This window comes from Algibacter aquimarinus (assembly GCF_039543265.1).
In the GTDB taxonomy this organism is placed as follows: domain Bacteria; phylum Bacteroidota; class Bacteroidia; order Flavobacteriales; family Flavobacteriaceae; genus Algibacter_B; species Algibacter_B aquimarinus.
Genome location: NZ_BAABJK010000004.1, coordinates 430,289 through 444,316 on the forward strand (window position 1 = coordinate 430,289; position 14,028 = coordinate 444,316).

The 14,028-nt window shown below is 33.0% G+C and carries 12 protein-coding genes; 8 read left to right on the top strand and 4 right to left on the bottom strand.

Translation table 11 applies throughout. The annotated features are described in order from the left end of the window. Positions 1–39: 39 nt before the first annotated feature. Both ABD939_RS04815 and ABD939_RS04820 read right to left on the bottom strand, forming a co-directional pair. Positions 40–3,450: a T9SS type A sorting domain-containing protein gene (locus ABD939_RS04815; RefSeq protein ID WP_345165134.1), complete on the bottom strand. Its 3,411-nt coding sequence runs from the start codon at positions 3,448–3,450 to the stop codon at positions 40–42. Positions 3,451–3,906: 456 nt separating this feature from the next. Then, positions 3,907–4,488: an NUDIX hydrolase gene (locus tag ABD939_RS04820; protein WP_345165136.1), complete on the bottom strand. Its 582-nt coding sequence runs from the start codon at positions 4,486–4,488 to the stop codon at positions 3,907–3,909. Between the two features lie 126 nt (positions 4,489–4,614). Between ABD939_RS04820 and pyrE the strand changes: the two genes are divergently transcribed. Next, the gene (gene pyrE, locus ABD939_RS04825) at positions 4,615–5,259 is read left to right on the top strand and encodes an orotate phosphoribosyltransferase (RefSeq protein ID WP_345165139.1); all 645 of its coding nucleotides are present in this window, start codon (positions 4,615–4,617) and stop codon (positions 5,257–5,259) included. A 22-nt stretch (positions 5,260–5,281) separates the two neighbouring features. After that, the gene (locus tag ABD939_RS04830) at positions 5,282–5,677 is read left to right on the top strand and encodes an SRPBCC family protein (RefSeq protein WP_345165142.1); all 396 of its coding nucleotides are present in this window, start codon (positions 5,282–5,284) and stop codon (positions 5,675–5,677) included. Here ABD939_RS04830 and ABD939_RS04835 read toward each other — a convergent pair. Continuing rightward, positions 5,674–6,402 (bottom strand): biotin--[acetyl-CoA-carboxylase] ligase, encoded by a 729-nt coding sequence (locus ABD939_RS04835; RefSeq protein ID WP_345165145.1) that lies wholly within the window; start codon positions 6,400–6,402, stop codon positions 5,674–5,676. The genes ABD939_RS04830 and ABD939_RS04835 overlap by 4 nt on opposite strands. Before the next feature lie 93 nt (positions 6,403–6,495). Here ABD939_RS04835 and rsfS point away from each other — a divergent pair, with 93 nt between their 5' ends. The 6 genes from rsfS (at position 6,496) to ABD939_RS04865 (ending at position 11,291) form a co-directional block, all read left to right on the top strand. Next, positions 6,496–6,867: a ribosome silencing factor gene (rsfS, locus tag ABD939_RS04840; protein WP_345165147.1), complete on the top strand. Its 372-nt coding sequence runs from the start codon at positions 6,496–6,498 to the stop codon at positions 6,865–6,867. A 9-nt stretch (positions 6,868–6,876) separates the two neighbouring features. Further along, positions 6,877–8,838, top strand: a complete 1,962-nt coding sequence (gene ftsH, locus ABD939_RS04845) for an ATP-dependent zinc metalloprotease FtsH (protein WP_345165150.1) — start codon at positions 6,877–6,879, stop codon at positions 8,836–8,838. Positions 8,839–8,954: 116 nt separating this feature from the next. Further along, entirely contained in the window at positions 8,955–9,563 is a 609-nt protein-coding gene (locus ABD939_RS04850; protein WP_345165153.1) for an LUD domain-containing protein, read from the top strand. A 1-nt stretch (position 9,564) separates the two neighbouring features. After that, on the top strand, positions 9,565–10,386 hold the full coding sequence (locus tag ABD939_RS04855) for a phosphatidate cytidylyltransferase (protein WP_345165156.1): 822 nt from the start codon (positions 9,565–9,567) through the stop codon (positions 10,384–10,386). Next, positions 10,376–11,032, top strand: coding sequence for a phosphatidylserine decarboxylase family protein (locus tag ABD939_RS04860; protein WP_345165159.1), 657 nt, complete (start codon positions 10,376–10,378; stop codon positions 11,030–11,032). Before ABD939_RS04855 ends, ABD939_RS04860 begins: the two co-directional genes overlap by 11 nt. Next, positions 11,025–11,291 carry an acyl-CoA-binding protein gene (locus tag ABD939_RS04865; RefSeq protein ID WP_345165162.1) on the top strand — a complete coding sequence of 89 codons (267 nt, stop codon included), beginning with the start codon at positions 11,025–11,027 and terminating at the stop codon, positions 11,289–11,291. Before ABD939_RS04860 ends, ABD939_RS04865 begins: the two co-directional genes overlap by 8 nt. Before the next feature lie 28 nt (positions 11,292–11,319). Here the strand turns inward: ABD939_RS04865 and ABD939_RS04870 are convergent, their stop codons facing one another. Next, complete coding sequence (locus ABD939_RS04870; protein ID WP_345165165.1) at positions 11,320–13,953, bottom strand: valine--tRNA ligase; 2,634 nt, start codon at positions 13,951–13,953, stop codon at positions 11,320–11,322. Positions 13,954–14,028 lie beyond the last annotated feature (75 nt).

Sequence of the window (14,028 nt, forward strand, 5' to 3'; positions counted from 1 at the left end):
AAACAACGACTTCTTTAAAATCAATTTTCCTTTTTTATTTTATTTTTTGACTATTATTTTTTCTGTAATAGTTCTGTATTCAGATGTAAATTGTACTAAATACATTCCTGCTTTTAATCTACTTGTATCTACAGTTTGTGCACCGTACTCTAAATCTTTAGCAGATCCAGAAATTACTCTACGTCCACTTATATCGATTACACTATAGTTCATTACTTCATCATCAAATATTTCCATATCTACTCTTAAAGTATTTACCACTGGATTAGGGAAGAATTTCACTCTACCGTTTTCAGCAATAAAGTCATCTTTAAAAGCTTGATAACTGTCATAACTATTTACAATTTCATTTAAATTTAAGTTTCCAGAACCTTTTCCTGAATTATTAGTTTTTCCAGTTCTTCCTTTCTTAAAGAATTTATTGAAGAAATAGCAAAACCATCTTGAACCTATAACTAAGTTAACAGCTCCATCAACATCTAATGAAGCACAAATACCGTTATCTGTAATTAAATTTACAACATCGAAACCTGTAGTTTGCCCAGGTACAACAACGCTTAAATCTAAAGTACTTGGATTATAAACCAAACTGTGTATTCTAAAGAAACCTCTGTGGTCAACCTCAAATTCTGGTGTTGGAGAAACATCTAAAATTGTTAATGAAAAAGCTTCAGTTAAAACATATAATTGCTCATACCCATCAGGTATTACTGCAGCATCTTTAGCTTTAGCAGTAATGTAAGCTGAACCATTAGTTAGACAATTTATAGGTCTTTTAGAATATAATGTACCTGAATCAGCGTTACATACTCCTTCTTCTTCTACCTCTACTTTGGCACCGGCTACATCTAAGCTTGCACATATTGTTCCACCGCCTTGAATGAGTAATCCGTTTACATCAAAGCCTGTTGTTTGACCTGGTACTACGATTCCTGTATCTAATGTGTCTGCATTGAATACAATACTGTGAATGGTGTACATCCCTTCTTCTGTTACTTCGAAACTTGGCTCACCGCCTAAGGCTTTTATTACTAAGCCGTCGCCCATGGTTAATACATAAGCTTGTGTGTATCCGTCTGGTACGTAAGCATCACCTTGTGGCGTTGCACTAATGGTTGCCGTACCGTCTATTAACGTTACTGCGTCTGAATCTGAAGCTAATGTGCCTGCCATTGCTTTGCACGATTCTACATCTACCTTCGCACCAGCTACATCTAAGCTTGCACATATTGTTCCACCGCCTTGAATGAGTAATCCGTTTACATCAAAGCCTGTTGTTTCGCCTGGTACTACAATGCCTGTATCTAATGTGTCTGCATTGAATACAATACTGTGAATGGTGTACATCCCTTCTTCTGTTACTTCGAAACTTGGCTCACCGCCTAAGGCTTTTATTACTAAGCCGTCGCCCATGGTTAATACATAAGCTTGTGTGTATCCGTCTGGTACGTAAGCATCACCTTGTGGCGTTGCACTAATGGTTGCCGTACCGTCTATTAACGTTACTGCGTCTGAATCTGAAGCTAATGTGCCTGCCATTGCTTTGCACGATTCTACATCTACCTTCGCACCAGCTACATCTAAGCTTGCACATATTGTTCCACCGCCTTGAATGAGTAATCCGTTTACATCAAAGCCTGTTGTTTCGCCTGGTACTACAATGCCTGTATCTAATGTGTCTGCATTGAATACAATACTGTGAATGGTGTACATCCCTTCTTCTGTTACTTCGAAACTTGGCTCACCGCCTAAGGCTTTTATTACTAAGCCGTCGCCCATGGTTAATACATAAGCTTGTGTGTATCCGTCTGGTACGTAAGCATCACCTTGTGGCGTTGCACTAATGGTTGCCGTACCGTCTATTAACGTTACTGCGTCTGAATCTGCAGCTAATGTGCCTGCCATTGCTTTGCACGATTCTACTTCTACTTTGGCACCAGCTACATCTAAGCTTGCACATATTGTTCCACCGCCTTGAATTAGTAATCCGTTTACATCAAAGCCTGTTGTTTCGCCTGGTACTACAATGCCTGTATCTAATGTGTCTGCATTGAATACAATACTGTGAATGGTGTACATCCCTTCTTCTGTTACTTCGAAACTTGGCTCACCGCCTAAGGCTTTTATTACTAAGCCGTCGCCCATGGTTAATACATAAGCTTGTGTGTATCCGTCTGGTACGTAAGCATCACCTTGTGGTGTTGCACTAATGGTTGCCGTACCGTCTATTAACGTTACTGCATCTGAATCTGCAGCGAGTGTGCCTGCCATTGCTTTGCACGATTCTACCTCTACTTTGGCACCGGCTACATCTAAACTTGCGCATATTGTTCCACCGCCTTGTATTAGTAATCCGTTTACATCAAAGCCTGTTGTTTGCCCTGGTACTACGATTCCTGTATCTAATGTGTCTGCATTGAATACAATACTGTGAATGGTGTACATCCCTGCTTCCGTTACTTCGAAACTTGGCTCACCGCCTAAGGCTTTTATTACTAAGCCGTCGCCCATAGTTAATACATAAGCTTGTGTGTATCCGTCTGGTACGTAAGCATCACCTTGTGGCGTTGCACTAATGGTTGCCGTACCGTCTATTAACGTTACTGCATCTGAATCTGCAGCTAATGTGCCTGCCATTGCTTTGCACGATTCTACCTCTACTTTGGCACCGGCTACATCTAAACTTGCGCATATTGTTCCACCGCCTTGTATTAGTAATCCGTTTACATCAAAGCCTGTTGTTTGCCCTGGTACTACGATTCCTGTATCTAATGTGTCTGCATTGAATACAATACTGTGAATGGTGTACATCCCTGCTTCTGTTACTTCGAAACTTGGCTCACCGCCTAAGGCTTTTATTACTAAGCCGTCGCCCATGGTTAATACATAAGCTTGTGTGTATCCGTCTGGTACGTAAGCATCACCTTGTGGTGTTGCACTAATGGTTGCCGTACCGTCTATTAACGTTACTGCATCTGAATCTGCAGCTAATGTTCCTGCATCGGCTAAACAAGTAACGTCTCCTATGGTGAAAATTACTGTTTTGGTATCACACTTTCCAAAACCAAAATCTAACTTGTATAAAATTGCAGTTACCTTAAACCTACCTTTACCAAGATTCCAGTCTGCGTTTCCAGCTGGATATGTATAAGGTAGAGAATTCTCGATAGTAGAAGGATAAATTTCGCCAGTATCTAGATTTTGAACTTTATACTTTACGCTTTGTGAATTACCATTAATGTGTGCATTCACATAAAAATGTCCTGGCAATTCATCGAAGGCATAAATACCTCCATCTTTAAGATTTACAGATTCATGTCCATTAGTAAATTCAAAACCATCAATATTGCCACAAAGTATTTCGGCATAAGATTGTAAAGAAACTAAAATGAAAAATGAAAGAAATAGGTATCTGAATTTGGGGTGTTTAATTGGTAGTTTTACTTTCATGATACTTTTTTGTTTATTTATTTTTATACAAAGTTAAACAAAAATTTATATTGTTTAACATAAGTTAAAAATAGTTAAACAAATAAAATGACCTTTCATCGATATTATTCAATAAAACACACTGTTATATGTCAGAAAATATTTCTGAAACATTTATTATTAACATATGATAATGCTCTTTTTCTTAGTTCATGCATCTTTAAAAATAATGCGTCTAATAAATTCACAAAAGGATTACTAAGCAAAGTTGAATTATAATAGACTCGCTTACAGATAATTACGATGAATAAAGACAACAATAAAAAACTGGAAGTAAAATTTTGTTTAATAAAAAAACATAGAAATTCTTTTTTTGTTTAAAGGAAATAACAGAAAAAATTCATGTGGTAAAATAGTCAAAGCCCTAAGCTTTTAAAACATAATTATTGGTTAAACAAATACTAAAAAAAAAGCAAATTAAACTAAAAGTTTAATATTAGCATAAGAATTATTAAGAGCTTCCTTAGCTTGATTATCATCTAACCAATCTACTTTTGTTATACCTTCTTTTTCTTGAGCAATTAATTTACCCTTATATTTTGTTTTCATTTCAAACCAATAGGTAATTTTAATTTTATGCTTACCATTACGTTTAAAAATGTGATAAGTAGTATCTATTTGTTTTACAATTTTAAGTCCTGAAACACCTGTTTCTTCGGTAACCTCTCTAATGGAAGTTTCTTCAATAGTCTCTTTACCTTCAGCTTTACCTTTAGGCAAGTCCCATTTATCATTTCTGTAAATAAATAGAATCTCGTTATTCTGATTATATACTTTACCTCCACCAGCAATAACATTGGGAAGTTTTTTTAGAAATTTCTTAAGTAATTTATCTTCGTTTTTATGGATGAGGCGAACTTCCTGTATAGATGCAGTATTAAGTTCTCTTATTACTTTTCCAATATTAACAGTATCAAGCAAATAATTTTTAAAATTAGTTTCTTGTTCTACAACGGTAGTTAAAATTATAGGCTTGTCTCCAACAAAAACTTTGTACATACTTTAAATTCGGTAATGTTTTGGTAAAAATATCATTTTTAACAAGAAACTAGTAAATGTTGAAAAATTATTTTTATTCATTAAAATCGAGACTCTTAAAACCAAATTTATGTTTAATTTTGTTTCATGATTTTTGACAAACAAACCGCTAAAAAAACAGCCGAAGTTTTATTACAAGCTAATGCTATTAAACTTAGCCCTAAAGAACCTTTTACTTGGGCATCTGGCTGGAAATCTCCTATTTACTGTGATAATCGTATTATATTATCATTTCCTCCAATAAGAAATTTTGTTAGAGATACTATGGCTAAACATATTGAATCAAAATATGGAAAACCAGACGTTATTGCAGGTGTAGCAACAGGAGCCATTGGCATAGGCATGTTAGTTGCAGAATATCTAGACTTACCTTTTATATACGTAAGACCAGAAGCCAAAGGGCATGGAAGAAAAAACCAAATTGAGGGTTATATAGAAAGCGGACAAAGTGTTGTTGTAGTTGAAGATTTAATTAGTACTGGTAAAAGCAGTTTAAATGCTGTAAAGGCATTAAAAGAAGCCGAAATTAATGTAAAAGGTATGGTTGCTATTTTCACTTATGGCTTTGAAGTTGCGAGTGAGAATTTTAAAAACGAAAATGTTATTTTAAACACTTTAAGTAATTATGAAAACTTATTAGAGCAAGCATTAGAAACAAATTATATATCTGAAAACGAAATAACAACTTTATCAGAATGGAATTCCAATCCGAGTGAATGGAACGCTAATTGATATACCTATTTAAAAACAAATTATGAATTTAGAATCTCCTAAAATTAGCGTTAGTAAATCACCTCAGCAAGTTTTTGATTTTTTGGCTGATATCAAAAATTTTGAATCTCTAATGCCTGAAAACATTAGCAAATTTGAAGTTTTAGATAGTGATAAATTTTTATTCGCATTAAAAGGAATGCCCGAAATTATTTTAAAAAAGAAAGAAGAAATTCCACCAAACAAAATTGTTCTTGGAGCAGCAGGCGGTAAAATTGATTTCTCTTTAATTGCAACGATATCTCAAGTTAATGAAAACTCAAGTGAGGTACAATTAGATTTCACAGGCGACTTCAACCCCATGATGGTAATGATGATTAAAAAACCAATTACAAAATTTATTGAAACATTAGCAACTAGTATTCCTGAAGCAATTTAATACATTAAAGTAATTTCTTTAAGATCATACTTTTTTACAATTTCATCTTCTAAAATAACTTGAAGTTTTCCATATTTTGTAACCCCTTTTACAAAACCAGAAAACAAATTACCATCTGCATCTCTAAAAGTAGAAGGTTTATTCTTTCTGAATAAATTGTTTTCGTATTCATTTTTTACAAAGTCATATTTTTCATGCTCCAAAAGTGAAGAGTATTCCTTAGTATATTTAAGTATCAAGTGTAAAATTTCATCTAAGTCGTAATGAATACCTGTAATATTCTTTAACGATGAAGCCTTGGGAAGATGCTCAAAATTGGTCTGATTTACATTAACACCAACACCAATAATTGTGTAGTCTAATTTATTTTTTATGACATTCTCAATTAAAATACCACAAATCTTTTTGTCTGCTGACAAAATGTCGTTAGGCCACTTAATATGCAAATCAGGAATATTCAAGGTTTTAAAAGCCTTAAAAACAGCCAAAGAAATAGCCATACTTATATAAAAAGGAAACTCTACAATATGCATACTTAAATCTTTAAACACACTAAACATCAAGTTCTTTCCTTCTTCAGAATTCCAAACAGTTCCCATTTGCCCTCTGCCGTATGTTTGCTTTTTGGCTTGTACAATGGTATAATCTGACACTTCGGTTTCATGAATTAACCTCCGTAAATAACTATTTGTAGAGTCAATGGCATCAAGTTTGATTATAGGCATGTAAGGGTTATTTTAATACTTTAAAATCTTATGATTATTTTGAAGTATAAAGAACTAAAAAAATAATAACTTTGCATAAATTAAATAAAATTAATGGCGAAACAAAAAATAAGCGCAGACCAATTAATATCTGTTATAATTACCGGAATTGAAGATGTTAAAGGTAAAGAAATAAATATTTTAGATTTAAGAGACATTGAAAATACAGTTTGTGATTATTTTATAGTTTGCGAAGGTACTTCAAACACACAAGTAAACGCCATAGTAAATTCAATACAAAAGAAAGTAAGCAAAGAACTTAAAGACAATCCTTGGCATACCGAAGGCTTAGACAATTCGGAATGGGTATTAATAGATTACGTAAATGTTGTTGTGCACGTTTTTCAAAAACATGTTAGAGAATATTATGATATTGAAAGTCTGTGGGGTGATGCAAAAACAACTGTTATAGAAACAAGTTACTAAAAAAAAGAAATGGCAAACGACAAAAAAAGTATAAAAGATAAAAAACCAAAATTCAGTCCATATTGGGTTTATGGTATTTTAATAGCCTTATTTTTAGGGTTTCAACTGTTTAGTAACAGTGGTACAGATGGAAATATGACTACTCCATCAGATTTTTTTAAATACTTAGAAGATGGTGATGTTGAACGTGTTGATATTGTTAAAAACACTCGAGTAGCAAGAGTTTATTTAACTAAGGAAGCTCAAGATAAAGAGATTCACAGAAACTCGAAACCTCAGACCTTTATTCCCTCTGCAACGAAATTACCTAATTACAAATTTGAATTTGGAGATCTTCAAAATTTTGAAAACGAATTAAATGAAGTTACTGCAGACTTAGCTACTAAACCTATTGTAAAATTTGATACTGAAACAAACGATTGGGGGAATCTATTGATGGGTATTCTTCCATTTATTTTGTTAATAGGTGTTTGGATTTTTATTATGAGACGTATGTCTGGAGGTGCTGGCGGAGGTGCTGGCGGACAAATTTTCAATATCGGAAAATCTAAAGCCAAACTTTTTGATCAAAATACAGAAGTAAAAACAAGCTTTAAGGATGTTGCAGGTCTTGAAGGTGCAAAAGAAGAAGTACAGGAAATTGTAGACTTCCTAAAATTTCCTGAAAAGTATACTACTCTTGGTGGTAAAATCCCTAAAGGTGCTTTACTTGTAGGACCTCCTGGAACTGGTAAAACCTTATTGGCAAAAGCGGTAGCAGGAGAGGCCAAAGTCCCTTTCTTCTCATTATCAGGTTCAGATTTTGTTGAAATGTTTGTTGGTGTAGGAGCATCCCGTGTTAGAGATTTATTTAAACAAGCCAAAGAAAAATCACCATCAATTATTTTTATTGATGAAATTGATGCAATTGGTAGAGCAAGAGGTAAAAACGCCATGTCTGGTAGTAATGATGAACGTGAGAATACGTTAAATCAGTTATTAACTGAGATGGATGGTTTTGGAACAAACACAAACGTTATTGTAATTGCAGCAACAAATAGAGCGGATATTTTAGATAAAGCTTTAATGCGTGCTGGACGTTTTGACCGACAAATTTATGTTGATTTACCAGATGTTCGTGAACGTGAGGAAATTTTTGAAGTGCATTTAAGACCTTTAAAAAAGGCAAAGGATTTAGATTTAGATTTCCTTTCTAAACAAACGCCAGGTTTCTCCGGAGCAGATATTGCCAACGTATGTAACGAAGCAGCCTTAATTGCTGCAAGAAATGGTAAAAAAGCGGTTGACAAACAAGATTTCCTTGATGCTGTAGACAGAATTATTGGTGGTTTAGAAAAGAAAAACAAAATAATAACACCTAGCGAAAAACGCGCTGTTGCATTTCATGAGGCTGGACATGCCGTTACAAGTTGGATGCTAGAACATGCCGCACCGCTAGTTAAAGTTACTATAGTACCGCGTGGACGTTCATTGGGTGCCGCATGGTATTTACCTGAAGAACGCTTAATAGTTCGTCCAGAACAAATGTTAGACGAAATGTGTGCTGCATTAGGTGGTAGAGCTGCTGAGAAAGTTATTTTCGACAAAATATCGACCGGTGCACTAAGTGATTTAGAAAAAGTTACCAAACAAGCAAGAGCGATGGTTACTATCTACGGCTTAAGTGATAAAATTGGAAATCTTACTTATTATGATTCTGGGCAAAGCGAATATGGTTTTACCAAACCATACAGTGAACAGACCGCAGAATTAATAGATAAAGAAATATCAGATATTATTGAAGAACAATATCAACGTGCTATTAAATTACTAGAAGCTAATAAAGATAAACTTACACAACTTGCTGAAGTATTGTTAGAAAAAGAAGTTATTTTTAAAGATAACCTGGAAAAAATATTTGGCAAACGTCCTTTCGAAAAAGAAGAACAAAAAGAAACACCAAAAGAAGAAAAAGAAGTATCAGAGGAATAGATTTAATCTTATTCTGTTAAGCTTTTAGTAAAAATCTTAAATTAACTGTATGGTTAATTTAAGATTTTTTATATTTGATAAATTCCTCAAGAAAATAGTTAATAGCTAGTAACTAAATGAGTCTTTTTAGAAAAATTTTCGGTTCTAAATCTGAGCGTTCAGATGATGAATTAAAATCAAATGACAGGGGTAAATATATGCCCGAAATAAAACTACCAATAGACGAAAGGTTTACTATAAACTTTAAGGCTAATGGTGGCAAGTTTCTATATTGCGAAAATTTAAATGAAATATACGAAAACCTAGATCATATTATTGATGAAAATTCTTGGCAAAAGAAAAAAGTTTTATTGTTAGATAAAAATTTAGAAGATAAATTTAAAAATTCAAACATTAAACCTTCATCAAGAATAAGTGACTCAACTTTTTTCTTAACCACATGCGAGAATTTAATTGCTAATGATGGTTCGTTACTCATCTCCTCGAAGCAAATATTTGAAAAAAAATTACCTGAATTACCAGTCAATTTTGTTGTTTTTGCCACTACAAGTCAAATTGTTGAAAATATTGGTGAGGGATTACGTGGTATTAAATCTAAAAACCGAGAAAAAATCCCAACTAATATTACTACAATAAAACACTTTAAATCTGGTGATGATAAAGATTTTTTAAGTTATGGAAGTAGCGCCAAAAATTTATATCTACTGCTTTTAGAAGATTTATAAGATGAAAGAAACGCTCGTAAGATCTCTTTCTGGTTTAATCTATGTAATACTGCTACTTATTTGTATTTGTTTTGAACAAGCTTTAATTGCTCTTTTCTTCATATTTGGACTTATTAGTATGGGAGAATTCAAAAAATTAATACAGTTAAAAAGTAATATTCCATATTTTATTTTCACACTTCTTTATGCTGTTTTTGCATATTGGCAATTAGTTTTAAATACAGATGATGGGTTTGATGAAATTACTCAAATACTTATGGTAATTACCATATTTGTAGAGTTGTTTTTAATCAAAGATTTATTTTCAGGAAAAACAATTCCTCTATTTAGTTCTAAACGTTTTATACTTACTACATTCTATTTATCGAGTGGTTTTGTATTTTTAATTTTAATTGCTAACTATTTTAGCGAGTATAATCCAAACATATTATTAGGTTCTTTTATACTTGTTTGGGTTAACGATTCTTTTGCCTATTTAGTTGGTAAAAACTTTGGTAAACAAAAGTTATTTGAAAAAATTTCACCAAAAAAAACAGTTGAAGGTTTTTTAGGTGGCTTATTCTTTTCTTGTATTGCAAGTTATTTTATTGCTACTTTTACTAATACACTAACATTTAACAGCTGGTTAATTTTAAGTATTATAATTAGTGTTTTTGGTACTTTAGGCGATTTAATAGAATCTAAATTTAAAAGGCAAGCCAATGTTAAAGACAGTGGTGTAATTATGCCTGGTCATGGTGGTTTGTTAGACCGTTTAGATAGTATTATTTTTGCAGCACCATTTATTTATCTATTTTTAAGAATTTTACAATATGTTTCATAAAGAAGGACATAAAATTATATTTATAACATTTGTTTTTACAGTAGCCAGTTTCCTGTTAGTTGATAGCTTTATTTCAACAAAATGGATACAAACTATTGTTATGATTACTTTATTGGCTTTTTTAATTTTAATTCTACAATTTTTTAGAAACCCAAAACGTAATATATCAAGTAATGATAAGCATGTAGTTTCTCCAGTTGATGGAAAAGTTGTTGTTATTGAAGAAGTATTTGAAAAAGAATATTTTAAAGAAAAACGATTACAAATTAGTGTATTTATGTCGCCTTTAAATGTGCATGTTACTCGATATCCTGTAGGTGGTAACGTGGTATTTAGCAAATATCATCCAGGTAAATACTTAGTTGCGTGGCATCCAAAAGCTAGTGAAGAAAATGAACGAACTACAGTAGTTGTAGAAAATGAAACTTACGGTAAAGTATTATACAGACAAATTGCTGGAGCTTTAGCTAAACGCATTGTAAATTATGCAAAACAAAATGATAAGGCTTTACAAGGTAGCGATTCTGGATTTATAAAATTTGGATCTAGAGTCGATTTATTTTTACCTTTAGACACCAACGTAAAAGTAGCACTTAACCAAAAAGTTAGAGGTGGAGAAAGTGTGATTGCTGAAATGAATGAGTAAAGAAAATTTGGACATAGAATTTCAAGATGCGGTAAAACGAGTAAATTCGCATACAGAACCATTTCCTGCTGATACCTTACTCAAACTATACGCTTACTATAAAAAAGCTACCAATAATTATGGAAGACCAAGCAGTAAAAAACCCATAATTAATGCCTTTAAAACTAACGCTTTATTTCAGGTTGAAAACATATCTGAAGATGATGCTAAACGAACTTATGTAGAATTGGTGAATAATTACTTTCTGTACAGAGAATAACTATTAATCAATTCAATTACCACATAAACTACTCTAAACTCGCCAAACTAGTCTTCAAAGTTTCAATTTTTGCCAAAGCATCAGCTTCTTTTTTCTTCTCACTAGCCACTACCTGTTCTGGTGCATTATTTACAAAACGCTCATTAGATAATTTCTTCTGTACAGATTTTAAAAACCCTTCAGTGTAATTTAACTCCTCTGTAAGCTTTTTAATTTCACTTTCAACATCAATAGCGCCAACCATAGGAATAAAATACTCGTTTGATTTTACTCGAAATGTAAGGGCACCTTCAACTGCATCTGAGGTAACTTCTATACTTTCTAAGTTTCCTAATTTGGAAATAACTCCATCAAAAGTAGTGTTCGTATTTTCATTGTTTATCATTGAAAACCTTATAGCATCTTTAAAAGCTATATTCTTTTGTTTTCTAATGTTTCTGATTCCTGAAATAACTTCCGATGCGAAGTCAAACTCAGCTATTATAGTCTCATTTATAGTCTTAAATTCTGGCCATTTAGCAACAATTAATGCCTCTTCTGGAGTTCTTTCTGAAATATATTGCCAAATTTCTTCTGTTAAAAACGGCATAAACGGATGCAATACTTTAAGATTATTTTCGAAAGCTTTAATTACATCTTTATAAGTTTTAGCATCTATTGGTTTTTGATAGGCTGGCTTAATAATTTCCAATAACCATGATGAAAAATCATCCATGATTAATTTATATATCGCCATGAGAGCATCACTTAATCGATATTTGCTAAAATGATCTTCAATTTCAATCAAAGCTTTTTGGAATTTTGTTTCGTACCATTCTAAACCTACTTTGGCTGTTTCCGGTTGTGGAATTGTTTCATCTATTTCCCAACCTTGAATTAATCTAAAAGCATTCCATATTTTATTTCCAAACCCTTTTCCTTGTTGACAAAGAGCTTCATCAAACATTAAATCGTTTCCTGCGGCAGAACTCAATAGCAAACCAACACGAACACCATCAGCTCCGTATTCTTCAATAAGTTTTAATGCATCGGGTGAATTACCTAACGATTTACTCATTTTTCTGCGTTGCTTATCACGTACTAAACCTGTTAAGTAAACATTTTCAAAAGGTTTTTCATCTTTATATTCATACCCTGCAATAATCATACGTGCCACCCAAAAGAATAAAATATCAGGCCCTGTAACTAAATCGTTTGTTGGGTAATAGTATTTAATTTCTTTATTTTCTGGGTTACGTATACCATCAAAAACACTCATTGGCCATAACCAAGATGAGAACCACGTATCAAGAGCATCTTTATCTTGAGTTAAATCTGATAATTGAAGCTTCTCATTTGAAGCAGCAACCCTAGCTTTATCTAGAGCTTTTTCAATAGTTTCTGCTACTACAAAATCTTCTTTTCCATCACCATAATAATATGCCGGTATTTGTTGACCCCACATCAATTGACGTGAAATATTCCAATCTCGAATATTTTCCATCCAATGGCGATATGTATTTTCAAACTTTTTTGGAAATAACTTAATATCATCATCTTCCAAAACGGCTTTAATTGCAGGTTTTACCAAATCTTCCATTTTAAGAAACCACTGATCGCTTAAACGAGGTTCGATAACCGCCTTGGTTCTTTCTGAAGTTCCTACCTTATTGATGTGCGTTTCAGTTTTAACCAAAACACCATCTCCTTCTAGCTCTTGTACTATGTCTTTTCTAACTACAAAACGGTCTTTACCCTCGTAATGTAACCCGAAACTATTTAAAGACGCATCTTCATTGAAGATATCGATAACTTCTAACTTATGTTTATCTCCAAGATTCTTATCGTTTTCATCATGGGCTGGTGTAACCTTTAAACAACCTGTACCAAACTCAACATCAACATAATCATCTTCAATAATAGGAATTACGCGATTACAAATAGGTACAATAGCTTTCTTTCCACGTAAATGAGAAAAACGTTCATCATTTGGATTAATACAAATAGCTGTATCTCCAAAAATGGTCTCAGGGCGAGTTGTTGCAATAGTTAAAGTGTCATTACTTCCTTCAATTTTATATTCTAAATAATATAAGTTTCCTTGACGTTCTTCATGAATAACTTCTTCATCTGAAAGTGTTGTTTTTGCTTCAGGATCCCAGTTTACCATGCGATAACCACGATAAATCAAACCTTTTTCATATAAATCAATAAAAACCTTAATTACAGCTTCACTCATATCATCATCCATCGTGAATTTGGTTCTATCCCAATCACAAGAACAACCCAATTTTTTCAGCTGTTCTAGAATAACGCCGCCATATTCTTCAGTCCAATCCCAAGCATGTTTTAAAAATTCATCACGAGATAAATCATTTTTATTTATACCCTGTTCTTTTAACTTAGCAACTACTTTAGCTTCAGTGGCAATAGAAGCATGATCAGTACCAGGCACCCAACACGCATTTTTACCCAATAAACGTGCACGACGAATTAAAACATCCTGAATGGTATTGTTAAGCATGTGCCCCATATGGAGCACCCCTGTTACATTTGGAGGTGGAATAACAATGGTGTAAGGTTCTCTTTCATCTGGCTTTGAATGAAAATAATTGTGTTTCATCCAGTAATCGTACCACTTACTTTCTACCTGACTTGCATCGTATTTTGATGGAATTTCCATGCTTTGGAATAGTTTTTGAATAATGATGTGCAAAAGTACTTATATTTCTTTTTCTGTGAAAGTTATGTATCTATT

Excerpts from the sequence above, each read along its gene's own strand:
- ABD939_RS04815 (WP_345165134.1), bottom strand. The coding sequence starts at position 3,450 with ATGAAAGTAAAACTACCAATTAAACACCCCAAATTCAGATACCTATTT.
- ABD939_RS04820 (WP_345165136.1), bottom strand. The coding sequence starts at position 4,488 with ATGTACAAAGTTTTTGTTGGAGACAAGCCTATAATTTTAACTACCGTT.
- pyrE (WP_345165139.1), top strand. The coding sequence starts at position 4,615 with ATGATTTTTGACAAACAAACCGCTAAAAAAACAGCCGAAGTTTTATTA.
- ABD939_RS04830 (WP_345165142.1), top strand. The coding sequence starts at position 5,282 with ATGAATTTAGAATCTCCTAAAATTAGCGTTAGTAAATCACCTCAGCAA.
- ABD939_RS04835 (WP_345165145.1), bottom strand. The coding sequence starts at position 6,402 with ATGCCTATAATCAAACTTGATGCCATTGACTCTACAAATAGTTATTTA.
- rsfS (WP_345165147.1), top strand. The coding sequence starts at position 6,496 with ATGGCGAAACAAAAAATAAGCGCAGACCAATTAATATCTGTTATAATT.
- ftsH (WP_345165150.1), top strand. The coding sequence starts at position 6,877 with ATGGCAAACGACAAAAAAAGTATAAAAGATAAAAAACCAAAATTCAGT.
- ABD939_RS04850 (WP_345165153.1), top strand. The coding sequence starts at position 8,955 with ATGAGTCTTTTTAGAAAAATTTTCGGTTCTAAATCTGAGCGTTCAGAT.
- ABD939_RS04855 (WP_345165156.1), top strand. The coding sequence starts at position 9,565 with ATGAAAGAAACGCTCGTAAGATCTCTTTCTGGTTTAATCTATGTAATA.
- ABD939_RS04860 (WP_345165159.1), top strand. The coding sequence starts at position 10,376 with ATGTTTCATAAAGAAGGACATAAAATTATATTTATAACATTTGTTTTT.
- ABD939_RS04865 (WP_345165162.1), top strand. The coding sequence starts at position 11,025 with ATGAGTAAAGAAAATTTGGACATAGAATTTCAAGATGCGGTAAAACGA.
- ABD939_RS04870 (WP_345165165.1), bottom strand. The coding sequence starts at position 13,953 with ATGGAAATTCCATCAAAATACGATGCAAGTCAGGTAGAAAGTAAGTGG.